The organism is Candidatus Paceibacterota bacterium, from assembly GCA_041663045.1.
In the GTDB taxonomy this organism is placed as follows: domain Bacteria; phylum Patescibacteriota; class Minisyncoccia; order Phycocordibacterales; family GWA1-40-21; genus Bog-1340.
On record JBAZRH010000002.1, the window covers coordinates 1 to 25,985 of the forward strand.

Consider the following 25,985-nt stretch of genomic DNA (forward strand, 5'->3'; position numbering starts at 1 on the left):
GAGTTTAGCAACCTCTTATTCTTAGACTGTTCAAAAATTACTAGTCTACAAAAGGAGTTTACATACCGAAGTACTTCATCCTCCACGCGGCGTCGCTCGATCAGAGTTTCCTCCATTGTCGAATATTCTCGACTGCAGCCACCCGTAGGTGTATGGACCGTGTCTCAGTTCCATCCATGGGGGCCAAGCTCTCACTCCCCCTAGGCGTCATTGCCTTGGTAGGCCATTACCCTACCAACTAGCTGATACCGAGCAGGCCGATCTCTAAGCGATAAATCTTTACCGTATGTGAACTTTAAACACAAAAAACTTTCTGTTCAAAGTTCGCATACGGACCATCAAGTATTACCCTGTCTTTCGACAGGCTATTCCTGACTCAGAGGTTCGTACCTACTTTATACTATGTCGTCTGCCGGTTACCCTTGCGGGTCCCCTTGACTTGCATGCCCTATCCACGCCGCCAGCGTTCATCCTGAGCTAGGATCAAACTCTAAAATAAAAATACTTTTAAAAAAAGTATTTAGTTTCGGGCCCGAAAATCAATAAATTGACTCGGGTGAAATTCTTTAGGAATTCCAAACGGAACAAAAGAAAAAACAATAACTTGACCCGTGAAATTTGATTTGTTATTTCACTGGGTTTATTTTAGTTCTGCATTTTACTTCACATTATTAAATGAAATAAAATTACAGAATATAACTGTCATGATTCGTCATGACTTTGACCTAGACTCGCACAATTTTTACCCCGTAGTGAATTTATTCTACTACTGGGGCTATGCATTATCCTCTTCGGATAATGCGATCATAAATCTTGTACTGCCAAGTACACATTCACTAAATGCGTACCTGACTATTTAGTTGTAAAAGAACGCTATTCCTAGTAAAAGGAATAGCTCAACCATTATACTCATATTTAGTTTGGAGTCAAGCGATTTTGGGGCTTTCTCTGGATAAGGTGTAGATAACTAAAAATGCCTGATTTTAAGGATATTATTTGGTATAATTTAATATAAACAACAGCCGCGCACGAAGTGCGCGGCTGTTTGTATTATTGTGTTTACTTTTTTATTTTCTGACAGCTTGCTTATTCTTCCAAGTATCAACTGTAACCAACAAAGGCGAAGCAATAAATATCGAAGAATATGTTCCGAAGAAAATACCGATGAATAAGACGAGGGCGAAATTCTTGGTGGCTACTGGGCCAATAAGATAGACGACAAGGATTGCGATAAGAGTTGTAAGAGAAGTGTTTACTGATCTTACAAATGTCTGGGAAATACTCTGTCCGACGACTTCGTCAAATCCTTTTTTATTTTTTGAAGCATTACTGTTTCTCAAGTTTTCTCTAACTCTATCAAACACCACGATAGTGTCATGAATTGAGAAACCGAGAATCACGAGGATTGCGGTGACAAAAAGCGTGTCCACTTCATACCCTGGATAATAGTGCGCAAGGACAGCAAATACACCAGCTGGGATTATTATATTGTGGCAAAGACCAATGATTGAGATAATACCGTATTTCCAAGAAGAAACCGGCTCTGAAACTTTTCTGAAAGCGAAAGTGATAAAAAGCACGATGCATACCAAGACAAGGATAATAGATATCAATGATTTTGTCTGTGCTTCTTTTCCAAGGGCTGGGCCAACGGAGTTAAACTTCTTGAATTCGACTGTTCCTGCTGTTGACGAAGCATTAGCGACTGTATCTGTGATTGCCGAGACAAGCTGTGTCCTCTCCCCCTCTGTTATTGTCCTCAAATTCAAGACATAGCCGTTTGCACCATATGGAGCAAGAAGATATGTGCCTTTTATTGACGGCTCAAAGACCAATGTGTCTATCTGTGTTTTCACCGCATCAAGCGCTGGCTTGTCTGCCGAATATTGGAATTCTATAGACGAACCGCCTTTGAAATCTATACCAAGTGTAAGTCCCCAGACTGAAAGGGCAACTATTGATACGACAACCAAGATTATGGAAAGCGTATAAAATATTTTCCTGTTTTTTACTATAAACATATTTTTATTGAAGATTAGTCCTAGCTTTTCTAAAACCTCCACCGAATAGGAATCTTAAAACTCTTCCTGCATGATCGTGCTTCACAGACAAAAGTAAGGTTCTTGAAGCTGTGATAGCCGAGAACATTGAAACGGCAACGCCGATGAAGAATACTAGTGCAAAGCCTTTTACGACTGCCGTGCTTGAGAACATATAAAGGATAACGGCGGTAATCATACTTGAAGTATTGCTGTCGCGGATAGATGTCCATGCTCTGTGGAAACCTTCTTGTATCGCATCACCGAGCTCTCTGCCTCTTGCGAGCTCTTCTTTCATTCTTTCAAAGATAAGAATATTTGCATCGACTGCCATACCGACAGAAAGGATAAATGCTGCGATACCTGAAGCCGTGAGTGTGACAGGAATAAGCTTAAACAGCGCCAAGTTGACAGCTGTGTAAATCGCTAAGGCGATAACCGCCAAAACTCCCGGAAGTCTGTACCAGATTATCAAGAAAATTGAAATCAAAATAAATGCGAGAATACCGGCCTTTACGGAAGCATCTACCGCATCGCGTCCAAGAGAAGCTCCTATGCTTTGGGTTGAGATAAGCTCTATCGGCACAGGAAGTGCACCAAGATTCAAATTGTTTACAAGCTTTTGCGCTTCTTTTATACCAGCACTACCATTGAAGCTTCCAGAGATTACTGCCTTCCCTCCGCGGATTTCTTCTTTTATAGTTGGCATGGATTTAAGATCGCCATCCAAGAAAATCGCCAAGCTTCTGCCGACATTTTCTTTTGTGATTTTGGCAAAGAGTTCATCACCCTCGGCGTTGAACTGTATCCCCACCATAGCTTCGCCTGTGGTTTGATTGAATTCAAGCTGAGACTTTTTCAAAAGTCTGCCTGTGAGGCCTGTCACCTCAAAGATTTCTTCTGGCTTTTTATTTTTCAATTCATCTTGAGTAAGTTTTTCCGCATCTTTTGCGAGAAGTCTGAATTCAAGCGAAGGGGTAGCACCGATCATAGCGATAGCGGCATTGATATCTGTAACGCCTGGAAGCTCTACGATAAGCTGTTGCTCGCTGTCGGCTCCGGTGAATCCGATTCTCTCAACACGGACGACGGGCTCGGAAACTCCGAAAACATTTATTCTCCTTTCAATAACATCTCTCAAGACTTCCATTGAACTCTTGATTTCTGAAGGCGTGGAAGACGCTTTTGTGAGGTCTGCTTTATAGACAAGCTCTGTCCCGCCGTTGAGGTCAAGGCCTAGCTTGAACTTAAACTTTGAAGCCGGTGCTTCGGTTGAATATACAAAATATCCGACAAGGCATGAGGCAAGCAATAGCACCACAGCCCAAAATCTTCTTTTAATCATAATGGAGAAAGTATAGCTATTTTTTAGTTTTTTGCAATAGAGAAAAAAATGACAGAGGTGAATTCTGGATTGCTTCCCCAGTGAAATAAAGAATCAATTTCACGGGGCAGGCGTGAAGCTCGCAATGACCGAGGGGAAAGTCAAAAAAATTCGCAAAAGCAAGAGAAATCAAAAATCAGAAAGGCAAAAGAGAAGACAAACGCCCGCCGTAAGAACGGCGGGCGCAAAGATCAAATCTCGAGGAGGACAACGCGATACTCGGCAGCCCACGAATTGCCTAGCCAGCGCGCATCGCGATCCCAATCCGACCCGCCCCAATCCGCACACGGAACGCCCCAGTAGCCGCCGGAATAGCGAACGAGGGAACCGAAATTGAAGTAGTATTTACCGTCTTTTAGTTTAACTGGAGACTTGGTCGGATTTTCTATAAGCCATTTCCAGTATTCTAGACCGGGGATATGGTGAGTGGCAGAATAAGTGTCTATTATATGTTTAGCTACCTCTTCTAGTGGCTTGCCGACAAAGGAAGAAAGATCGGGGACGAAGATTTTGGATTCTGGTATATTTTCAAAGTCTATATCTTGAGTATCAGGGTTCAAGGTGTATTCGCCGAATTTGGCAGGGTCTGTATCGTCTTTCCTAGCTTTATAGTCTTCGGTCTTTGGGTCTATTATAATAGGAATTTGTTCTACTTTGGATTTTACTTCGTTATACCAAATCTTAAAAGTCTCTTGCAAGAAAGTTTGGTTTTGGAGTTTAAGAGATTCGGAATCTAAAACTGGCTCTTGTGGTAGCTCTTCCCCGCTGTCTAGCCTTGCCTTCATCTTGTCTATTCTTTGATCTGCGCCTAGAAGCTTTCTTTGCATTTGAAGTTTCCTTTCTTCTCCACTTCCTTCTGGCTCACCCTCTTTGTCATCAAAATCTCCTTTCTCTAGCAGGTCTTCATATATATCTATTTGCTCTAAAGTGGAAATGCGCAAAGATTCCATCTTTTCCATGAGGATTTGACGGAGTTCAGCTTGGGATTTTTCGGGTTTTTCGCTTTTTCTGGCGGATTTGGCGAGATGGGTGAAAGATTCTGGGTTCATATGTAAATTATAACTTAATTTATCGGCAATTTTGTAGCGTCTTCGACGACCAAGGCGTTTGGCGCATAAGTGGATAAAACCGGTTGCCCCGCTTTTGTGATACCCACTCCTATTGCCACCACCCCACTGTCTCTTAAGCTCTTTAAGACACCTTGCACTTTAGCTGGGTTATCACTGCCACCATCGGTAAATACAATGACTATCTTTTTCAACTCGCCTATCTTGATTTTTATTTTTGTTTTGTCGTCTAGATTGGTGTCTATAGCCTCAAGACAATTAAAATCTGTGGTAGTCCCGGGTAAATCATACAGCTTTTTCAAAACTTCTATTCTCTCGGCTTCACCAAGCTCCACAGACATCTTTTTCATCGGTTTATTATCCTCGCCAGCACCAAAACCGTAGATTTCAGATTTTACTTCAAGGGGTTTATCTATATTTATTTTTTCAGACTCACATAGTTCAGCAAATTCTTTTAATACTTCCATTACCAAGACAGCAGATTTTTGTTGTTCTACGGCTTTCTGACCCTCTTGCATTGAACCTGATCTATCGCAAACAAGGGTAATCTCCACTTCGCCAAATCTATCACCCTTCCTTTCTCTTATCTCTGTGTCTTCCCAGACCCGCGGTTCTAGATTGCCAGACTTCACATCTGCGACAAGCTGTGCGGGATCTACGAGTTCATCACCTTCGGCTACAGGATACTTCGGGGCAAGAGCCTTTTTTAGCCTTTTAGAAATTATTCTCTGAAAAAGATTCTTTAATTCTTCCAATACTCCGACATTTGTCTCTGGGTTCACCGCTTTTTGAAGCGATTCGACGACTTTTCTATAATTCTGCAAATCCTTTTTCTCTACACCGATTTTCTTGGCATAATCTTCATCTGCTTTATCGGCAGTATCTTTACCTTTTTGCACTTCTTTCCACTCCTTGAAAGCTTTCTCTATCTCTTCCATCGGCACAGCTTCTGGGAATTTCTTTTCGGCTTCGGCATATTCATCGGCAAAAATCTTATTTGGATCTGTTTCTTCGGGTTCTTTTTCTCCTTTCTCTCTGTCATTGCGAGCAGAGCGCCTGCCCGGCCAGGGTGGCAATCCATCTTTTCCCTTCTCATTTTCACCCTTTTCGTCGCCTCTTTTATCTTTCTGACCCTTCTCTGTTTTCCCTCTGTCATCTTTTTTGCCCTTTTCATCTTTTCCATCATCCTTCTTTTCACTTTCTTCACTTTGTTCTCCCTTTCCTTGCTCACCTTCTTTCTTATCGCCCTCTTCACCACTTTGTCCTTTCTGCCCTTCTCCTTTTTTCTCTTCTTCTTTTTGCTTCTTTTTATCCTCAATATCTTTTTCTAAAAGAGCTTCAATTTTAGGCATTATATATTTATCCTGCAATCTCAAACGCACAGACATAGGTGTCTCTGGATTTGTCATTATGTCCATCAGCCCTTTTACTTTTGCCACTTCATCGAGAGCGACTCTAACATCTCCCGAAACTTTGCATTGCTCGCCAGATACTCGTGCCTCTCTTAAGAGAGCATGGCTGAACTGTATATGCCTTGGCTGTGAGGTAAAATCAGTTTCTGCAAACAAATATTCTTTGTAAGTTTTGACTTCAAGATCTTTCATACCTTCGTTTGTTCTCTGAACTACAGATCTGTTTTCCCTAATATCGCCATTGCAATTATCAATCAAAGAAAAAGCTTTGGAAGATTTTATCCTCTTCAAATATTTTTCAAATTTCTTTTCTCCACCCTCTTCCAAAAGCATGGCTTTCTTTTCCGAGAAATGTTCTATCTCATGACATATCGCAAAAAGAGTCTTTTCATCGGAAAAACCTTGTTTCTTATAAAACATAGAATTGACATAAATAGTATTTTTCTCTAAATCAAAAGCAAAAGTCAGAAGACCTTGCGGGGCAGGCTCGATATTCACCTTGCCCTTGGCATAATGCTCAAAAAAATCTCTGTGCTTTTCCACAAAAGCCACCGCTTCGGCGTGTTCAGCCATTTCGGCTGATTCCTTTGGTATTTCTGGGTCTTCGGCTCTTTTCGCCTCTATTATACTTATTCGTTCCATATCTTTATATTACTCTTTTTATCCCGCTTGACAATGAATGTCGATTTGCTACACTATATGTACAAAGTGCCGAAAGGCTCCGAGAGACCCCGCGAAAGCGGGGTTTCGAGTTTCTACAAGAAATCCTTAATTTTACTCTTAACTTCTTTTAATTGCTTATTTGGTAAATCATAGAGCTTCCTATTTAATCTTTTTATACTTATAAGTTTTAACTGGGCTAGAATAGCCGATACTTTATTACCATTTAGATCGGTAAAATTAAAATAGAAATCGAATTTCTTCTGCTTAGTAGAAAGCGATACTGCCCAAAACATATGATTGTTAAATTTCTTAATAATCAATACCGGGCGAGAAAAATTATCTCCGCTACCATTTTGTTCAAAACCGATATTTTTCCCTACAGCAGACATCCACACCTCACCTTCTTTTGGAAATCGGTCTGGATCGATTATTAGAGCGTCAATACCCTTTTTTAATTTATTCCACTTATCGAAATCTTTTTGCATCAGTTTATTTTACCAAATCTTGTTGATTTTTTCCATTGATAATATTTTCATCCTTAAATTATAAGAGCTATAACACTCTTAAACCCAAAAAAATTCGCAAAAACAAGAGAAATCAAAAATCAGAAAGGCAAAAGAGAAGATAAACGCCCGCCGTAAGAACGGCGGGCGCAAAAATCAAACCCCGTCAGAAGTCTTCAATGTTTTAATTTATCTTTAATCACTAAGCGCGTTGGACTTCTGACGGGGTTAAATCTCGAGGAGGACAACACGATAAGCGGCAAGCCATGAATCGCCTAGCCAGTCCGCACTGCGAAGCCAACCCGACCCGTCCCAACGCGCAGACGGAACAAACCAGTCGCCGCCGGAACTGCGAACGAGGGAACCGGGAAAATAGAACCATACATCCGTATCTTTCAAAGAGGGTGGTGTCTTGGTCGGGTTTTCAGTAAGCCATTTCCAATATTCCAAACCGGGGATGTGGTGGGTACCAGAGTAAGTATCCGCTAGATGCTTAAAGACATCACAGAGTGGTCTGCCGACAAAGGAGGACAGGTCTGGGATAAAGATTTTGGATTCCTGAATATTTTCGAAATCTATATTCTGCATGTCTGGATTCAACATGTATTCGCCGAATTTATCAGTATCGGTATCATCTTTTAGAGCGGTGTAGTCTTGGTCTTCTGGCTTGATTAGGGTGGGAACAAACCCTTTTTCTGGTTTTCCAAAAAGTCCTTCCAAAATAGCTTTGTTTTGAGAATTGAGAGAAGTAATATCTGGGACAGATTCTTGAGGCAGATCTTTATCGCTTGATAGCATTTCTTTTATTTTATCTATTTGCTTGTCTGCCCGCAAAAGATCCTTTTGCATCTCTAATTTTCTTTTTTCTCCACTTCCTTCTGGTTCACCCTCTTTGTCATCAAAATCGCCTTTCTCCAGCATGTCTTCATAAATATCTATCTGTTCCAAAGCATAAAGGCGAATATTCTCCATCCGTTCCGAAAGAGCTTGGCGAAGCTCTTCTTGAGTTTTCTCTGGTCTTTGGGATTTTTCTGGAGATTTACGGCCTTTAGCCATCTGGTTTATAGCTTCAAAATTCATACTAATATGATAACAAATTTAAATATAATTTAACAGGGTATGATTATAATCTTATAACTCATGGTCTTAGATTGCCAATCTTTTCTAGCAAATCTGTCTTGATCTTGTGGGTATTTCCATAACTCAATAACCCTAAATATGATAAAACCACTTCCTCCTTTGTATCGGGGAAAATGGCTTGATACATTCTTATTTTTGTCCTCGTCCGTAAGACTCAATATTTCTCAAAATGTACCCAACCGAGAAAATCTATTCCAGAGCTCGCGGTTTTTATAAATACCTTGTCCGGATGTAATTCTAATTTTAAATTCTCTGCTAGAAATAATTTCACCTTAGGTATCAAACCTTCAAGCCACAACTTATCTCTGCGGTATACCCTTGAGAAAACTGTCTATGACCGTATGAATGACCTGAATAAATCTCGGACATACTATATGCCGATCGATTATCTTTTTTAAAATCTGATGGTCAATAGAAGCAAAACATTTTCTAATATCACCCTTCAATATCCAGACGGTTTTGGTATTATTTAAGCCTTCTTTTCTGACAAAAGACTTAAACCTAGCCAGTGCCCGATGCGTCCCCTTTTCCAGACGACAAGAATATGAATCAAAAATAAAAAATCGGTCAAAATATGGATATACTGCCCGATAAATAGCGTGATGGACTATTCTGTCTTTGACTGTCGCTTTATGAATATCCCGCAGTTTTGGCTCTCTGATTTGAAAAAACTTATATCCTCCGTGGCGATAGGTGCCATTCATAATTTCCTCTTTTAAATCAAAGATACTTCCTGATAGGTTAAGAAAGAAATCCGCAACATCTGCCTTTTTCTTTTTGCCGTTTCTGAATTCTAACCAACTTCTCATCAGAGATTGATAAGAGAAAATCTCTTCAAACTTGCCAGTGTATGTTTTATCTTTATGCATTATAATAGCTAAATTATGAATATTAAAAAGAAATCATTTTTACCGCCAAAAAAATTATCAGGGATAACATCAAATCTACTGGAAGCTTATGTCTTCTGGCAAAGTAAGACCAAACATATCCCCAAGATGCTCCGCTATTCCATGGGTGTGCGGATTGATTCTATTTTTGCGGAAATGATAGAGACAGTTTACATCGCAATATTTACTTCTCCAGAAAAGAGAGCCCTCTTGATAGATAAGGCTAATACCAGAAATGATTTACTCAAATTCATGCTCAATGTCTTGTTTGAACTAAAAGGTCTGAAAGAAGACGCCTTCAGTGAAATCTCATTGAAAATGGAAGAGATCGGCCGAGTGCTATACGGTTGGAGAAATCAAGTGGAAAGACAAAACCAAAACGGTTCGACAAAAGCCGAACCTATTGGAAATGATAAAAAGTAACGAGGAGGACAACGCGATATTCGGCATTCCACGAATTGTCTAGCCAGTTCGCATTGCGATTCCAATCCGACCCGTCCCAATTCGCATACGGCACATTCCAGTTGCCGTCGGAATTGCGAACGAGGGAACGATAGTGCAAAGGCCATCGAGTCCACTGCCAGCAAGAGGCCTTACCCAATTGTACCGGCTGAATATAATTTGGTATCATAATGCCCCAGTCTTTGCACAGATTTTTTATCTTTTTTCAGAATATGGAACACACTTTTCTTTGAAATTTCGCAGAAAATCCTGGCACCATATATCTCGACACTGCATCGTGAAAGATTCACTCCGTTAAAAGCTTTAGCAGGGTTAATCCCGCACGCATATTTGCAAGTGCCTAAACAATATAACATTATATCCCCACAATCCAAAAAAATTCGCAAAAACAAGAGAAATCAAAAAACAGAAAGGCAGAAGAGAAGACAAACGCCCGCCGTAAGAACGGCGGGCGCAAAAATCAAATCTCGAGGAGGACAACGCGATACGCGGCACTCCACGAATCGCCTAGCCAGCGCGCACTGCGATACCAACCCGACCCGTCCCAAGACGCACACGGCACAATCCAGTAGCCGCCGGAATTGCGAACGAGGGAACCAAAGTTGAAGTAGTATTTGCCGTCTTTTAAATTCACTCCTTTTGCATCAGCTGGCACTTTGTCCGGATTTTCCAATATAAATTTCCAGTATTCAATGCCTGGTAGTCGGTATTTGTCTGAATAATTGTCAATCAGGTGTTTTGCTACTTCCGAAAGTGGTTTACCGTTGAGAGCAGAAAGGTCGGGGACGAAGATTTTGTCTTTTAGAGACTCCCAGTCCAGATTTTGAGTATCGGGATTTACAGTAAACTCACCAAATTTAGAGGTATCAATATCAGCTTTTCTGGCTTGATAGTCTTCGGTCTTCGGATCCATGATTATTGGTTCTATGGTAGTGTCTTTTATTTTCTCATCTGAAATACCCCACATTTTATATGTCTGCTCAAGGAAAGAGGTGAATTCGGTCTTGAGGGATTCGGAATCAAGAGTCTCCTGTTTTTTGTCTGGCTTGCCTTTTAATTTTCTCCTCATAGATTTACTGAAATTATCTCCCTTTTCGGCATTTTCATCTCCCAAAAGAGCTTCAGCTTTACCCTTCAATAATTCGGCTCGTTTATGAAACGGGTCAAGCTCGGCGACTTCTTTTAAGCTTAAGTGCTTAATGTCTCCTGATTTTTCTTTCAATTCTTCAACCGCTTCTTCACCGCGCATTGCCTTGATAGTATTGAATTTAAAGACATCATCCGGCAAATCAAGCTCTTTTGCGGTGAGAGTGAGTAGGAAACCTTTTGAGGCTAGAATCTTGGCAACTAAAATTCTATCTTCTTTGGTGTATTCTTTGAATGTGAGAGCTGTCTTGAATCTTTCGTCCAAAAACTCGGCAAATGTCCTGCCGTTTTTACCGGTCTGCTTTTCTACAAGCCAAGAAGAGAGGATCGCTTCCACCGAACCTTGAGTCATTACGAATTTCTTGAGTGAATACACTTTCCCTGAAGCATCCATCGCACCGGCTTTTCTTGCCACTTCTTTGTCGGTTTCATTGGTATAAGACTCTTGTATATCTGCCATCGCCTTACAAAGGTTCGGCAAGGTGGTATTCAAATCATAATATGACATATCTAAAGAGCCATCTCTATTCAAAAGGCGAGCAAGCATAATATCATAAGCTTCGTCAGCTGGAGTATATTTGACTTCTAAGTTGTTTTGCTCAAATTCGCGAGCGATTTCTGGCGGGAGATCTTGCCTTTCAGGATTCTTCTCGGATTTTAGGTTGGCTGTAAAGACCATCTGAAAGCCTGGCTTGATTTCTACGACACCGTTTCCCACAATATTTATCCTATCACCGACTTTTGCATTAAAAACACCTTTGATAAAGACCATTTGCTCTTTTGGCAAAGCCGTGAATTCATCAAATATAACTGTCCTGCCTTCCATCATTGCTCTTGCAAGAGGTCCGTATATTTCGACGGTTTCTATCGCACCGTCTTTGGCTGGTCTTATACCTGTCTTGCCCCAGACATTGGATTCTTTTGTCTGTGGATTACAAAAGACCATCTCCGAATCTTTGCCAGTAAAATGCGATGATGCAAACCTTGCAAGAGATGTCTTGCCTGTCCCCGTTGGCCCATGTAAGAATATCGGCTTTCCAGTAAGCATTCTGTCCCCTATTGCCTCCAAGGCTTTTTCTACTGTTGGAGTAACACAAATATGCCCGCTTTGACCAAGATCTTCTTTATATTCTATGAGCTCTGCCTTGCGAAGAGTAATCTGATCAGATTGTTCTAATCTGGCCTCACTGGCTTCAAGCTCTTCTTTGATTGTCTTGAGCACCGCTTCATTTCTCTTTCTTGTCGGCAAAGAAATCCTTTTATCCAAAATCTCCAACATTCTTCGCATTCTAAAATCTTTTAAATCAGAAATATTCTCTACGGTCTTTAGGACATCTGCGATTTCTGGATTTTCCCCAAGTATCGCCTCTTGATCGATTTGTGAAGAGTTTTCTGCAAGGTTTCCTTCGTATTCTGTTTTCTGTTTTCTAAGGGCTTCTTTGGCACCCTTTAAACCACTATCTTCTGGGTTTGGATTTTTCTTATCTTTAAAATCAGCAATCTTAAAAGCAGACGCCTTTTTATCTAAAGCTTCTTTTTCTCCTTTATAGTGCTTCTCAAAGATTTCAGTTTCAGGACTGCTTTCATCACCCTCTTTTATATCAAGTTCTTGAATTGCTTTCCTCAATTCTTTTCTTCCTTCAGAAATCTCATGAAAATTAGGTATCTTTTCCATATTTAGATTATAAAACAAATCAAACTAATTTACCATCTACTTAACATACTTGGAATATCTGCCCAAAATTTTTGAGAATGCTTCAAGAGATGGATATTTGTATTGATAGCCGTAAGCCCTCGTGATCTTTGAACCATCTACTGCTATGGGGTATGAGTAAGATTTCCAACCACCTTTTGAGGTTGGCACCTTTCCACGACTCAAATGCCAGAAAATAAAGAATACGATTCTCACCATCCAAGGATAAACTGTAATACTTTTTTTATTTACAGCTTTTGCCATATCTTTTCCTAGCACCGGGTCGCCAGGCGGGCAAATATTGAAAACATCATAATCTTTTTTTAAATCTGAAAAAGTGAGAAGCGAGATAATATCCACGACATCATCTTCATGAATAAACTGTCGAAGCCACTTTGGTGTAACAGGCACAAAAGACACCATCTTGGCGATTATCCTGTGAAGCATATTTTCTTTGAGCTGTCCTGAAAGGGCGGACTGCAAACCAAAACGCACTTTCATATATCTGCCCCTTGGGCCAGTGATGGCGGCGGGTCTGACAACAGCGACTTTTATATCTTTATTTGCTTTCTTTGCCTCTTTGAATTTCTCCTCCAGATGTTCCTCGCTTATCCTTTTTTCTTCGGCATAAAGATAATCGCTCTTTCTAAAAGGTTCGGCTTCTGTGAAGCGGTGCTCTAAAGTATTTGTAGAATATGCGGAATATGAAGCGACTGTAGAAAAATGTATCAGCTTTTTGACGCTATTATTTAGAAATGCAAAATCAAAAACATTGTCAGACCCAGTAATATTCCATTTCCACTGCAAAGCTTTCTGCCCATACATCTCTCGTATCTGCCACGCACTGTGGATGACGATGTCTGGAGCATAAGAGCGGGCATTGTTCTGCCAGCTGTCGTCCCCGAGATTCGCCTGTATAAAAACTATTTTATTTTTATTTGGATTTTCTTTCAAGAATTCAGGAAGTGGATCTTTGTCTACGCCGATAATAGTCTCCACATCTTCCCTGCCGGAGAAAATATCAAGAAGCATTGCGCCGACATATCCAGAAGCGCCTGTTATAAGTATTTTGTGTTTCATTGCCGACATAATAGCATTTTCGTAAACTACATTCCACTCCTTGAAATGATCGTCTTTATGGTTCGTAGAAATATTTTTAAATCTATTATCACTCCCCTGTTTTTGATATAAAACATATCATAGGCAAATCTATCGTGAGTTTCTTCTACGGACTGTGGGGGTTTCTCCTGACTTATCTGCGCCCAGCCGGTAAGACCTGGTTTTACAATATATCTGAATTTATAATATGGTATGCCATCTATGAGTCTATCCACAAGACCTGCGATATCTGGCCTTGGGCCGATGAGGGAAATATCCCCAACAAGAACATTCCAAAGTTGGGGGAATTCATCTATACGAGTTTTCCTCAAGAAATATCCGACTCGTGTAACTTTGTTTACCGACTCATTGACCCAAACACCGTGCTCATTTCCACCCATCGTCCTAAACTTACGTAATCTTATTATCTTTCCATTAAGACCAACTCTATCTTGTGAAATAAATACAGGGCCTTTATCTTCAATCTTTATTGCAACATAAACAAATGGATATAGAATCAAAGACAAAACACCGAGAACAAAAGACCAAAATATATCTGAGATTCTTTTAAGAAGATCATAAATTCTCCTGGATAAAGATGAAACATTTTCTATAAACCATGAATAATCTATAATAGTAATAGGGATTTTATGAAAGACATTCTCATATATATTTTCAAGACTAATAAAAGAAAAACCAGCAAAAAATCCATCACAAAGCAGTGGTATTATATTTTTAATAACAGGATCATTAAAATCAGCGACAATTACTTTAGCACCACTTTCTTTTATCTTGGTTAAGAGGTTTTCAATATTATCTATTTTTGAAACAAAAGAAACACCGAGCGCTGGATTGTCTTTGGCTAAATTAAAGACCTCGTCTATCTCTTTCCCATTGCCGATAATAACCGCCTTTTGCACTACTGACTTTGAAAACCAAAAATAAATATAAGAGCGCCACAAGAAAGTAATGACAAATAAAAGAAAGATAAATAGAAACAAATTTGTCTTCGGTGCAACTTCAAAATTCGGTAAGAAATAAAACATCAACACAGAAAAGATCAAATTCGTAAGCATTGTCCATCCTAAAGCCTCCGGTATCTTTTTCCTAAAAGCCATAAGTTTATTATCATACAATCCGGCTATATACATTGATATTGCCCAAAAAACGAATATAATAGAGAAAGGATAAAGATGGGAACTAATCACATTTTTATCTATAGGATAACCATATCTAAAAGCTAATATTAGGAATAGTGTCCCGAAAAATAGAATCAAATCTGCAACAAAAATACTTAGATATCTAATCTTATTCATACTAAAATATAATCATGTTTCCGCAAAAAAGTAAAGTCTTGTTGGGGATTACAAAATCAAACTGGGGGGGTGCTCAAAAATATGTCTTTGATTTGGCGACATCTTTACCAAAAGATGATTTTGATATTACCGTAGTTTTCGGCGGAAATGGATTGATGCAGGAGAAATTGGAGAGAGCTGGTGTAAAGATAGAGAGGTTAAATCTTGAAAATAAAATAGGGCTTTTAAAGAACGTTGCTGAATTTTTTGCAATACTGAAGATCATTTATAAAAATAATCCTGATATATTACATCTCAATAGTTCAAAAATGGGGATTATGGCTGCGCTTGCAAGCAGAATCTGTAATATGATTCCGAGGCACAATACTAAGATAATCTTCACCGCACATGGATGGGCGTTTAATGAGGATAGACCAATCTGGCAAAGATCACTCATAAAAATAATACACTGGAAAACTGTGTTTATGAGTCATATGACAATCTGCGTATCGTCCAGTGTAAAAAAACAAATAGAGTCTTTGCCTTTAATAAGGAACAGACTGGTTTTAATAAATAACGGTATATCCGATATTCAATTCATCGACAAATCTTCTGCAAGAGAAAAGATCTTTGAAAAAATAGGTGCTGGAAACAAAGACATGTTAAATAACAGATGGATCGGCACTATATCCGAGCTACATAAAAATAAAGGTTTGAAATACGCTATAGAGGCCTTCTCCAAAATAGAGAAAAACTTGGCAGAAAATATTTCTTTTATAATAATCGGCGAAGGGGACGAAAGAGGTCGGCTCGATAAATTAATATCAGAACTCAACCTTTCAGGAAAAGTCTTCCTTGTCGGTAAAATCGATGAGGCAGGAAAATATTTAAAAGCCTTTGACATCTTTACTCTCACATCGATTACGGAAGCACTCGGTTATGTAATACTCGAAGCCGGAAAAGCAGAGCTACCGGTAGTGGCAAGTGCTGTGGGGGGTATACCGGAAATTATTGAAAATAACATAAACGGTATTTTGGTGAAAGTAGAAAATATTGAAGAAATCTCAAGGGCTATTGAGATATTAATAAAGAATAAGGATTTGAGAGAAAAATATGGAAAAGCCTTGAAGAATAAGGTCAATCTTAAATTTAGTATACCGAGAATGATTCAAGAAACTGTTCAAGTTTACAATAAGTGATATAATGTAAATGGTTTTATTATTAATTTTCTATAAAAAATATGTCTGTAGAATTCGATAACAATAACAATTTCAATAGGAGCTTTAATCAATCCGCAAACGTACCGGGTTTGACTGGCTGGATTATAGCAAAAGGCTGGGCCAAAGATGAAAAAACCGCAAAATTATACATGGTTATTTTCTCGTTGGTTTGTTATGCAATAACTGGCTATCTATTTTTCAAATAAGAAAACTCTTAAAGATAGACGGAAATATTTTTATAACCCCAAAAACTCATTTTTTATCGTGTCTTTGTGGGCATCTCTTTTATAGTGACTCATACCAGTAAGAAGACCGAGTGCAATAAAAGATGAGAGTAAATTCGTCCCTCCATAACTCATAAACGGGAAATTAATACCAGTAACAGGCATGAGACCGAGACACATACCAACATTTACAAGGAAATGACTCATTAGAAGTATTGCAATACCAAGCCCAAACAATATCTCAAAGTTTGTTGCACCATAATACGAAAGTCTCACAATTCTCCAAATTAAAATACCAAATAAAAAAAATAAAATTAAAACACCCACAAGTCCCCACTCCTCGGCATATGCAGCAAAGATAAAATCTGTTTTATATTCCGGTAGGAATTGTAATTTTGATTGTGTCCCATAACCGATTCCCTTACCCAATACCTGTCCCGATCCAATCGCTATTGTGGACTGATATGCATTGTATCCGGCACCACGAATATCAGCAAGAGGATGTAAGAAGTTTATCACCCTATTTTTTTGGTAATCTTTCAAGACATAACCCCAGAGTCCGCCAAATGCCACCACCCCTATCAAAAAGACCAGTGCCAAGTGTTTTTTTGATACTCCTGAGACCAAAATCATACCAAGCCATATTAAAAATATAATCAGTGCGGAGCCGAAATCCGGTTGAAGTAAAACTGGCAAAAAAACAATTAGTGTATAAAAACCAGACACAAAAATATGTCTAATATTCGCTATTTCTACATGTCTTCTGGAAAAATATTTAGCAAGAAGAATTACCAAGACGAGCTTAATAGTATCCGATGGTTGGAAAGCAAAAGCACCAAAATCAAACCAGCTTTGTGCTCCTTTAGATATTTTACCTATTGCAAAAAGTATCAGAAGTAGGAAAAGAAAGAAAACAAAAAGAGACATTATCACTTTTGTTTTTTTGAGGAATCTATAATCGCCAAAACCGAGCAGAAAAAATATAACAATAGAAATCACTAGCCATATTACCTGTTTATGAAAGAAAGTATCAATACCGGTAAAAGAGTTCATGGTAAAAAGACCAAGAATAGAAATCGTCAAAGTAGAGAAAAACATTATCCAATCTATTCTTAACCTAGACCAAAAATACTTCCCCCCTTCATTCCTGATTTCGGCAATTTCTGTCATATTATTTACCTAAGATTTTTGATATTGTCTCTATTCTATAAACCTTTCCAGAAAATGGCTCTGGCCAAGTGAAGACAATATTTTGAGTGGATTCTTTATCTAGTAGATCTATCTTCGTCCTAGAAAAGGCAACGGCATTGTTATTTGAATCATATAGTATTGCAATAACTTCTATATCTTTTATATCTCTCAGTGTTTTATTCCTAATTACTGAATCCAATCTGGGCTTAAGACTTTCTTTTGACAATATATTTGAATCAGACACTATTCCTAGTTCCCTGTTGTCCATTTTCTGCCACACCGCCCCAGTAGTAAATGTAAAATTGATTCTTGATGGTGTTTTATCCAAAAGATTTATGCCGTCTTCAAATATAGCAAACTTTTTATTTGGTGGTATATATGCATTGCCGTACTTTTCAAAGAGCAAGACTCCGTCTTTGTCATAGATCTTAAAATTGTATGGAGCGTCGTACGCACCGGACCCTATATTTGGATTCTCAATGTAAGCTAAAACATTGTAAGTACCTGAACTCGTAACTTTTGCCCATCTCACCCATTGCACAATAGGATCACTATACTCGGCTCTACATATAATCTGACATGGTCCGCCGCAATCTATACCGATCTCACTCTGATTCTTTATTCCATCAAAACAAGTTGCCGTCTTAAATAATCTTGGGACGACAATAATCAAAATTATTATTATAAAAAATAAAATAATCCCACTAAGATATGTCGCTTTCCTTCTTTGTGCCCAACTCATAATACAATTATTATAACAAAAACCGCCAGATTTTGCATTGGCGGTTTTCTTTTTCAAATACTTTGTTCCGGCGACTAGCTACTTTTCCCACCGAAGTGAGTATCATTGCCTCAACAGGGCTTAACTTCTGAGTTCGGAATGAGATCAGGTGTGACCCCTGCGACGAATCACCAGAACAAAATATTCGAATATTGTGAAAAATTAATCTCACATAACAGGTTAAAACAATTGTGTATTTCTAAATTTCCTAATAAGAATCGGATAATTAGTACTACTCGCCTGAACCCATTACTGGGCTTACAGCTATAGCCTATCACCTAGTCATCTCCTAGGGTCCTCAAATGAATTCTAATCTTGGGGACGGTTTCACTCTTAGATGCTTTCAGAGTTTATCCGTTCCGTACATAGCTACTCTGCGGTGCCCTTGGCAGGAACAGCAGATAGACCAGAGGTACGTTCAACTCGGTCCTCTCGTACTAAAGTCAACTCCCCTCAAAATTCAACGCCTGCAGTAGATAGGAGACCAACCTGTCTCACGCTTGTTATCAAAGATTACTCTTTGCAATGGACTATAGCTTTCCGCCCGAGGCGGATCTGATATTTAGTCTCTACGGGCTCCGCTTTTAACGGATTCCCTCGGTATTATCCTATTGAATGGACTTCACCGATATAAATCAGCTTGTTCACAATATTTTAATAATATAGTGACCGCCGTGATTTGATTGTTTCTCTATCTTTTATACTCACAACAAAATTCCTCATCTTGTGTGAGTTTTTTAGACGAAAATAATTTAAATAATTCCTTAATGGGATTCAAACTGCACAATAGTCAAAAGTCTGTAAAGTTGAAAGTTTTTAAAGTAAGATTTCTCTGACTTTACAAACTTTATGAACTTTTTACTTTTAAACTTCTGTACGGTTTGAACCCAGCTCGCGTATCTTTTTAATTGGCGAACAGCCAAACCCTTGGGACCTTCTCCAGCCCCAGGATAAGATGAGCCGACATCGAGGTGCCGAACTCCGCCGTCGATATGAACTCTTAGGCGGAACTAGCCTGTTATCCCTAGAGTAGCTTTTGTCCGATAATCTCCGACCGCGTCTAACACGGATCGTCGGTTCACTTTGCTCTGCTTTCGCACCTGCTCGATGAGTAAATCTCGCAGTCAAGCCGGCTTGTGCCAATACACTATCGACACGGTTTCCATTCGCGTCTAGCCGACCTTAATAGGCCCCTCCGTTACTTTTTGGGAGGGTAGCGCCCCACTAAAACTACCCACCAGATACTGTTTCTATGAGTTTTTGCCTCAAAGATTAGAATATATATTCAGAAAGAACGGTATTTCACTGTCGGATCAACTTTCCCCGAAAGAAAAATCTCAAATCCTCCCGTCTACGCTACGCATTCAAAACATATACTCAATACCAAGTTGTAGTAAAGCTTCTAGGGTCTTTTCGTCTAACTGCAGGTAACCGGCATCTTCACCGGTATTGCATTTTCACCGAGCTGCTCTTCGAGACAGTTCTCCACTCATTACGCTATTCATGCACGTCAGAACTTACCTGACAAGGAACTTCGCTACCTTAGGACCGTTATAGTTACGGCCGACATTCACCAGGGCTTACAACAATCACCATTACCCTTGCGGATAACAACGTCGTTGGTTGACCTTCTGGCATTGGTCAAGCGTCACCCCCTATACATCGTCTTACGACTTCGCAGGGAGCTGTGTTTTTGATAAACAGTTAGCAGAGATACTTTTGTTGCAGCCCATATTGCTATGGGCAAGCCTTATTGCGAACTTACGGCTGATCTTTTGCCGAGTTCCTTGAAGAGCTATCACTCGTTCACCTTACTCTTCTCGAGCAAACCACCTGTGTCGGATTACGGTACGGATTTTATACGTTTAAGCTTAGAGATTTTTCTCGGAAGCTCGCTTTGCTTTATCTCCCGCGGCGAACCGCAGAATTTCCGCTCTACTCCCGCTCACCATTAAAGGAAGACTTCCGGATTTACCTGGAAATCGCAGTTATAGCACGGACGCAAATCCAATAATGCGCAAAGCATACTGAACTTCGTCCTCCCATCGCAACGTATAAAAGTCATGGAATATTAACCATGTGTCCATCGGGTTCGGTTCTCACCATCCCCTTAGGCCCGACTAACCCTTCGCTGATTGTCATCGCGAAGGAAACCTTGGTTTTTCGGTGTGCGGGGTTCTCACCCGCATTGTGGTTACTTGTGCCAACATTCTTACTTCGCATCGCTCCACCATGGGTCACCCCTTTGGCTTCAGTGCAGATACGAATACTCTCCTACCAATGCATTCACTCGAAAGTGTATGCAGTCCTAAGTTTCGGTATCATGTTTAACCCCGATTATCTGCGGCGCAAAATCTCTTAGTAAGTGAGCTGTTACGCTATCTTTAAAGGATGGCTGCCTCTAAGCCAACCTCCTTACTGTCTCAGAAAAATTACCACCTTAAGTGTACTTAACATGAATTTAGGGACCTTAAATATAGATGCGGGCTGTTTCCCTTTTGACCATGGGGCTTAGCCTCCACAGTCTAACTGCCCGATAATTTACTTCTAGTATTCGGAGTTTGATAGGTCTCGCGATGTTTCCACCTGTCGAGACCTTCCAGTGCTCTACCCCTAGAAGGTAAATCGGACGCTAGCCCAAAAGCTATTTCGGAGAGAACCAGCTATTACCAGGCTCGATTAGCTTTTCACTTCTTGCCTCAAGTCATCGGAGAGGATTGCACGTCTCTACCGTTCGGACCTCCCCTTTCATTTCTGAAAGGTTCATCCTGCTCAAGGCAAGCTCGCTCTGGTTTCGGGTCTGATGTATAAAACAAACGCACTATTCATACTCGCTTTCGCTATGGCTCCACCCGGCAAAGGGCTTAGCCTGCTTCATACATCAACTCGTTGGCTCATTCTTCAATAGGCACGCCGTGACGGTCTGCACATTATGTACTAAATCTTGTACTGAGTAATAGGCCCGACCCCTCCTAGAAAGAGGTCGGGAGCGAAAAAGGATAAGGTCACAGCTAGGTCGACACTGCCTCATGGATTCCGGATTAAGAGTCCGGTCCTACTTGGCAATTGCCTGTACGTCTGTGAACATATTTGTTCCTTCCCCACTACTCAACACAAAAATTAATGCACACTGTGCAAACCGCTCCGACTCCTTGTAGGCATATGGTTTCAGGTCTATTTCATCGCCCTCACCGGGCTGCTTTTCACCTTTCCCTCACGGTACTAGTTCACTATCGATCTCTAACAATATTTAGCCTTACCGGTTAGTTCCGGCGGATTCCCTCAAGCTTTTCGTGTCCTGAGGTACTCAAGAATAACGACAGAAAAGATATTTTATTTTCGCATACGGGACTATCACCCCCTAGGGTTAAGCTTTCCAGCTTATTCTGCTAACAAAATATTTTGTAACTTTTCTCATCTATAAATAAATGACGTCATTACCTTACTACACCGATTACTAACTTTACGCGCAAAATTTGTGTGCAAAGTTAGTAATCGGTTTGGGCTGTTTCGTTTTCGCTCGCCACTACTAACGAAATGTCGCTACTTGCGTAGCATTGTTTTCTATTCCTCCTGGTACTGAAATGTTTTACTTCCCAGGGTCTGCATCTTATGTCAAGCATAAGATTGCCAATAAATGGCAGGGTTTCCCCATTCGGAAATCTTCGGATCAAAGGTTGCTAGGCACCTCCCCGAAGCTTATCGCAGCTATACTACGTCCTTCATCGCTTATTAGAGTCAAGGCATCCACCATACGCCCTTAAATTTCCCATTAGGAAATTTAAAAACCACAATTATTCATCCGCCTACAAGACGGACAAATTTGTTTTAACCTGTTATGTAAAATCAATCGCGCAAAATGAATTATAAATAATTCATCGCCCGACTCGTCACATAAACAGTATTTATATCTAACTATTTTCTTCAAGAAAAATAATTAGACTTACCTGCCTGTCTATAATATCTATAAAAGACCCAAATCACCCTCTGGTGATAAATTGGTGATATTACGACAGCATGTGTCTCGATTAGAATGGTTATTTTATAACCTTTTTCTAACGAGAGTTATTTGTCAATTTACAATCTTTCCGTAAAAAAAACCGCTTTTTCGCGGTGATTTGAGACAACATCTAAATGACGCTGACTTAAACTTTCCGCTTTAAAAATGGGTTTTTTATCAACATAATCTGTGTAAGGAGTAGTATATACGAAACAAAATAATTTGCAAGGCCTTTTTACACTTTCTCTTGTGTATTTCTCTATCTTCTATTTCCCCATTAAAAATAGCCCTATTTTAAGGGTTATTTTTAAATCTAAATTATTTTGAGAGATATATTATCTTTATCTAGTCTGTAAAAGAGTCTTTATTCAAGTATTCCATCTAAATTCACATCATAGAGAATAGCATCCTGAATATGTTTATATTTAATTATTTCACTGTCTTTAAACCACAGATTTATCTCCCCTTTAGCTTCTTCTACATTTCCAGATGCATGGATCAGATTTCTTATCGCCCTGTCGTCTATGTCAGCTATCTGATATGAATCCAAGACAAAATCTCCCCTTATTGTACCGACATCTGATGTGAGTGGCTCTGTCCCACCAACTATTTTTCGGACAATGCCCACAGCATGTGCTCCCTGCCAGACCATAGTGATAATTGGACCACTGGTAAAATACCTTACTAATCTTTCAAGAACCTTCTCTCCAATTACAATAGGATCAGTTGAAGGAGGAGTTATCCCCTTTTTAATATAGCCGGCAATAGATTTCTCTCCGACTTTTCTGATCCATTCCGGATCTAATGTATAATGTTTTCTGGCTAGATCTTTTGTCGGAACAAGCATCTTCACAGCGACGAGCTTAAGGCCTATTCTTTCGAATCTTCCTACAATCTCTCCAACTAATGTCCTCTGGATTCCATCTGGTTTTATAATAACGAAAGTTTTTTCTGTTCTCATGATTATTTTATTTTAATTAATTAAATTTTCGGCATGATAGGCGTTTCAATCTTAATTTCCGGTTTTCTATATTTCTGCATAATCTCCTCTTCTACAGAAACTCTGTCTTTACCATATTTAAGATATGAAAGCTCTTTGACCTTGTCCAGTAAAATCTTGTTGCCTCTTGGCGGCATATTTGTCTCCATACTAAATGGTTTTACTGGTCTACCATTTGCAAGTATCTTAACATAAGAATTATGATTATCAACATTCATTAAATCTTTTGCTGTGATAGTCGGTGTAAATTGTTTTTCCAAATACTCTGCGTCTTCCGAAGAAACACGGAATGCTGCCATAGAGCCAACGTTTCCAAATACAGAATTTTTAATCTTTTCTTCAAGCTGGGCGATGAATTGATGTGCCACAGTAAGAGAAAGTTTATATTTTCTAGCTTCAGACAAAATAGTAGATATAGAATCTGTCGTTACATTTTGAAACTCGTCTATGTAAAGATAAAAAGGTGGAAGATCTTCGCCGAATGTATCAGTACGAGAAAGTGCCGCCATTAAAATCTTTCCTACAATAATAAGACCGATAAGATTTGAATTAATATCTCCCAAGCGACCCTTGGCTAGATTAACAAGAAGGATTTTTTTATTATCCATGATCTCTCTAAAGTTGAAAGCGGATTTCTCTTGAGAAACTATCGGACGCATAATTTCATTTGAAAGGAAAATATCAAATTTGCTTGTGATATAAGGCACAATATTTGCAAGTGATGATTCCCCCCCTGCCTTCTCGGCGATCTCTTTCCAAAATTGGACGACTATAGGATTTTTACATTTTGAAAGTTTGAGTTGTCTATATGTTTTATCTGCAAGCACTCTTGAAACATCAAGAAGAGTACAGCCTGTCTCTGGGTCTTCTATAACAAGCATAACGGCATTTCTGAAATATTGTTCAAACATCGGACCTCCGGCCGTCTTCATATCAAAAAGTTTATTAAAAATAGACATCATTTCGTTTACAACAAATGTCTTTTGTTCTGGGAATCTTAGATCGTATTCGAGCATATTAAGACCCATCGGCCTTGCCGTGTAACTTGGATCAAAATAGATTACATCTTCATATCTTTCAGGTGGAATGTAAGAAAGAACTTCCTGAATGTCGGAACCATGTGGATCTATCATACAGACTCCTTCCCCAGCCAAAATATCCTGACGAATCATTGTCTTTAAAAGAGTCGTCTTACCTGTACCTGTTTGACCTATAACATAGAAATGTCTAAGGCGATCCTCTGGTGTTATATGTACTTCTGTATTTATATTTCTGTGTTTATTTACACCCAACAAAATACCATTCTCTGGCAAATCAAGTGGAGCTGGTGCGGTGCCAGCTTTTGTCTGTTTTAATTGTGTTGAACCCCTAAGCTCCGACTCTGGTAAATGCATTATTGTAGTAAGCTCTTTTAAATTTAAATCTTGTGAATAACTGTCTTTGAAAATTCTGAAAGAAAAATCTTGGCTCATTCTTGCCAGATCTCTCCCTAAGACTCTATTAAATCTAAATTTATTTCCGTTTGTATTCTCAAATTGATTGAAGGCAGACTCAATATCAGCAATAATAGCCCCTGCCTCCTCAGTCGTCCTAGCCGAAGCCAAAATCCTTATATTTACACTTGCAAGTTGGCTACTAATCTTATTTTTTATATTATCTATCGCTGTTTGATCTGGAATCTTCGGTTTGTTTTCACCATCTTTCTTTTCATCGCTCTTTCCAAAAAGCTCTTTCCCGACAGATTTAACACTAGCCCACAAAGAACTGTCCGATTTCTCCAAAGCTATTTTAAACTTTTCCCCTTTTTCCATCTCCTTCAACACTCGTTTATAAAAACCTGCCTTAGAAGGATCAGCTGGCTTTACAATAATCTGTACTGAGGCTCCCTCGCCATCTTTGTCTACTTTAGAAAAGCTATTTATGAGAACGTTCAGTGGATCATAATCATACTGCTCATAAGTCTTTAGTGGGAAAATATCATTGGTGGAGAGTTCGGCGTATGAACCGACAAAGCTGCCCTGTTCATTAAAAATATTATAATCGTCTTTCTTTTCTAGAATCTTTGCTTCCGGGAAAATCGAGAGAATCTGCTTTTCAAATAAAGTAATCTTCTGATCTGGAACCGCCATATAGAATATTATTTCATTACTATGATTTGCATTTGTAAGCTCCAACACAAAATAGCCAGAATTCGTTGTGTCTATATCTCTTACTGAAAACATACCTGAGAAGAATTGTTCCATCTTTGAGACAAGTTCCTTCAGATTCTTCGCTTTCTGATTTTCTTCTTTATCAGTATTCGGCAAAGATACTTCAAAGAGAGTCATCTTCAAAGCCTTAAATACTGGGCTTTTTTCGTCCTTATTATTTGAAAGAAGTCCAGCTTTTATATATTGAACCAGGAATCTGTGGAAATCATCTTCAATATGTGGGTCTTTCATGCGATCGACTACAGACAACGTATTCAAAATCCCTTTTTCTTGGAGTAAGACAACGAGTTCTTCCATTTTTGAGTCATGCACTTCTGGTGTAAGGTTTAAGACAATAGACTCTACTTCTTTCGGCTTAAGAACATAATCAGGATGTAAAATATCTTCTGGACTTCTATCTTTATGCTCATCAAGCTCTCCTCTTACAACCTCTTCTCTCGTAGTTAATTCACCATTTTCGGCTATCTCTTTCTCCTTTTTCAAGACTTCTGAACGCAGAAAGACTAATTCTTCTTGCGGATTAGTAAACTTTTTCTGAGGATTTTCAATTTGGCCGTAATTTTCTGACAT

General features: G+C 39.3%; 16 protein-coding genes and 3 rRNA genes. 2 read left to right on the plus strand and 17 right to left on the minus strand.

Going from position 1 to position 25,985, the window contains the following annotated elements; translation table 11 throughout:
* The 8 genes from WC631_02230 to WC631_02265 all read right to left on the minus strand — a co-directional run.
* Positions 1-499: ribosomal RNA gene (locus WC631_02230) — 16S ribosomal RNA — on the minus strand; the annotation flags it as partial.
* Positions 500-1,067: 568 nt separating this feature from the next.
* Entirely contained in the window at positions 1,068-2,021 is a 954-nt protein-coding gene (gene secF, locus WC631_02235; protein ID MFA6227267.1) for a protein translocase subunit SecF, read from the minus strand.
* Between the two features lie 4 nt (positions 2,022-2,025).
* A complete protein-coding gene (secD, locus tag WC631_02240) occupies positions 2,026-3,384 on the minus strand; it encodes a protein translocase subunit SecD (protein MFA6227268.1) in 1,359 nt (452 codons plus the stop codon).
* A gap of 230 nt (positions 3,385-3,614) precedes the next feature.
* A complete protein-coding gene (locus WC631_02245; protein ID MFA6227269.1) occupies positions 3,615-4,472 on the minus strand; it encodes a hypothetical protein in 858 nt (285 codons plus the stop codon).
* A 14-nt stretch (positions 4,473-4,486) separates the two neighbouring features.
* Positions 4,487-6,544, minus strand: coding sequence for a VWA domain-containing protein (locus WC631_02250; protein ID MFA6227270.1), 2,058 nt, complete (start codon positions 6,542-6,544; stop codon positions 4,487-4,489).
* Between the two features lie 113 nt (positions 6,545-6,657).
* Positions 6,658-7,050 carry a type II toxin-antitoxin system PemK/MazF family toxin gene (locus WC631_02255; protein MFA6227271.1) on the minus strand — a complete coding sequence of 131 codons (393 nt, stop codon included), beginning with the start codon at positions 7,048-7,050 and terminating at the stop codon, positions 6,658-6,660.
* 246 nt (positions 7,051-7,296) lie between these two features.
* A complete protein-coding gene (locus WC631_02260) occupies positions 7,297-8,148 on the minus strand; it encodes a hypothetical protein (GenBank protein ID MFA6227272.1) in 852 nt (283 codons plus the stop codon).
* Positions 8,149-8,507: 359 nt separating this feature from the next.
* Complete coding sequence (locus WC631_02265) at positions 8,508-9,077, minus strand: hypothetical protein (GenBank protein MFA6227273.1); 570 nt, start codon at positions 9,075-9,077, stop codon at positions 8,508-8,510.
* 15 nt (positions 9,078-9,092) lie between these two features.
* Between WC631_02265 and WC631_02270 the strand changes: the two genes are divergently transcribed.
* Positions 9,093-9,518, plus strand: coding sequence for a four helix bundle protein (locus WC631_02270; GenBank protein ID MFA6227274.1), 426 nt, complete (start codon positions 9,093-9,095; stop codon positions 9,516-9,518).
* A gap of 499 nt (positions 9,519-10,017) precedes the next feature.
* On the opposite strand, the gene WC631_02275 is transcribed toward WC631_02270, so the two are convergent.
* From WC631_02275 to WC631_02285, 3 genes are read right to left on the minus strand one after another with little or no spacing between them, the layout of a single operon-like run.
* Positions 10,018-12,378, minus strand: a complete 2,361-nt coding sequence (locus tag WC631_02275) for an AAA family ATPase (protein MFA6227275.1) — start codon at positions 12,376-12,378, stop codon at positions 10,018-10,020.
* A gap of 36 nt (positions 12,379-12,414) precedes the next feature.
* Positions 12,415-13,476 (minus strand): NAD-dependent epimerase/dehydratase family protein, encoded by a 1,062-nt coding sequence (locus tag WC631_02280; protein ID MFA6227276.1) that lies wholly within the window; start codon positions 13,474-13,476, stop codon positions 12,415-12,417.
* Positions 13,477-13,502: 26 nt separating this feature from the next.
* Complete coding sequence (locus tag WC631_02285) at positions 13,503-14,810, minus strand: sugar transferase (GenBank protein ID MFA6227277.1); 1,308 nt, start codon at positions 14,808-14,810, stop codon at positions 13,503-13,505.
* Positions 14,811-14,824: 14 nt separating this feature from the next.
* Here WC631_02285 and WC631_02290 point away from each other — a divergent pair, with 14 nt between their 5' ends.
* Positions 14,825-15,988: a glycosyltransferase gene (locus WC631_02290; GenBank protein ID MFA6227278.1), complete on the plus strand. Its 1,164-nt coding sequence runs from the start codon at positions 14,825-14,827 to the stop codon at positions 15,986-15,988.
* A 257-nt stretch (positions 15,989-16,245) separates the two neighbouring features.
* Here WC631_02290 and rodA read toward each other — a convergent pair whose 3' ends face one another.
* The 6 genes from rodA to WC631_02320 form a co-directional block, all read right to left on the minus strand.
* Positions 16,246-17,403, minus strand: a complete 1,158-nt coding sequence (gene rodA / locus WC631_02295; protein MFA6227279.1) for a rod shape-determining protein RodA — start codon at positions 17,401-17,403, stop codon at positions 16,246-16,248.
* A gap of 1 nt (position 17,404) precedes the next feature.
* Positions 17,405-18,166 carry a hypothetical protein gene (locus tag WC631_02300; GenBank protein MFA6227280.1) on the minus strand — a complete coding sequence of 254 codons (762 nt, stop codon included), beginning with the start codon at positions 18,164-18,166 and terminating at the stop codon, positions 17,405-17,407.
* 65 nt (positions 18,167-18,231) lie between these two features.
* Positions 18,232-18,341, minus strand: a 5S ribosomal RNA gene (gene rrf, locus WC631_02305).
* A gap of 69 nt (positions 18,342-18,410) precedes the next feature.
* Positions 18,411-21,982 (minus strand): 23S ribosomal RNA (locus tag WC631_02310).
* Between the two features lie 587 nt (positions 21,983-22,569).
* Positions 22,570-23,166: a nucleoside-diphosphate kinase gene (locus WC631_02315; protein ID MFA6227281.1), complete on the minus strand. Its 597-nt coding sequence runs from the start codon at positions 23,164-23,166 to the stop codon at positions 22,570-22,572.
* A 20-nt stretch (positions 23,167-23,186) separates the two neighbouring features.
* On the minus strand, positions 23,187-25,985 hold the full coding sequence (locus WC631_02320; protein MFA6227282.1) for a type IV secretory system conjugative DNA transfer family protein: 2,799 nt from the start codon (positions 25,983-25,985) through the stop codon (positions 23,187-23,189).

Excerpts from the sequence above, each read along its gene's own strand:
- secF (MFA6227267.1), bottom strand. The coding sequence starts at position 2,021 with ATGTTTATAGTAAAAAACAGGAAAATATTTTATACGCTTTCCATAATC.
- secD (MFA6227268.1), bottom strand. The coding sequence starts at position 3,384 with ATGATTAAAAGAAGATTTTGGGCTGTGGTGCTATTGCTTGCCTCATGC.
- WC631_02245 (MFA6227269.1), bottom strand. The coding sequence starts at position 4,472 with ATGAACCCAGAATCTTTCACCCATCTCGCCAAATCCGCCAGAAAAAGC.
- WC631_02250 (MFA6227270.1), bottom strand. The coding sequence starts at position 6,544 with ATGGAACGAATAAGTATAATAGAGGCGAAAAGAGCCGAAGACCCAGAA.
- WC631_02255 (MFA6227271.1), bottom strand. The coding sequence starts at position 7,050 with ATGCAAAAAGATTTCGATAAGTGGAATAAATTAAAAAAGGGTATTGAC.
- WC631_02260 (MFA6227272.1), bottom strand. The coding sequence starts at position 8,148 with ATGAATTTTGAAGCTATAAACCAGATGGCTAAAGGCCGTAAATCTCCA.
- WC631_02265 (MFA6227273.1), bottom strand. The coding sequence starts at position 9,077 with ATGCATAAAGATAAAACATACACTGGCAAGTTTGAAGAGATTTTCTCT.
- WC631_02270 (MFA6227274.1), top strand. The coding sequence starts at position 9,093 with ATGAATATTAAAAAGAAATCATTTTTACCGCCAAAAAAATTATCAGGG.
- WC631_02275 (MFA6227275.1), bottom strand. The coding sequence starts at position 12,378 with ATGGAAAAGATACCTAATTTTCATGAGATTTCTGAAGGAAGAAAAGAA.
- WC631_02280 (MFA6227276.1), bottom strand. The coding sequence starts at position 13,476 with ATGAAACACAAAATACTTATAACAGGCGCTTCTGGATATGTCGGCGCA.
- WC631_02285 (MFA6227277.1), bottom strand. The coding sequence starts at position 14,810 with ATGAATAAGATTAGATATCTAAGTATTTTTGTTGCAGATTTGATTCTA.
- WC631_02290 (MFA6227278.1), top strand. The coding sequence starts at position 14,825 with ATGTTTCCGCAAAAAAGTAAAGTCTTGTTGGGGATTACAAAATCAAAC.
- rodA (MFA6227279.1), bottom strand. The coding sequence starts at position 17,403 with ATGACAGAAATTGCCGAAATCAGGAATGAAGGGGGGAAGTATTTTTGG.
- WC631_02300 (MFA6227280.1), bottom strand. The coding sequence starts at position 18,166 with ATGAGTTGGGCACAAAGAAGGAAAGCGACATATCTTAGTGGGATTATT.
- WC631_02315 (MFA6227281.1), bottom strand. The coding sequence starts at position 23,166 with ATGAGAACAGAAAAAACTTTCGTTATTATAAAACCAGATGGAATCCAG.
- WC631_02320 (MFA6227282.1), bottom strand. The coding sequence starts at position 25,985 with ATGTCAGAAAATTACGGCCAAATTGAAAATCCTCAGAAAAAGTTTACT.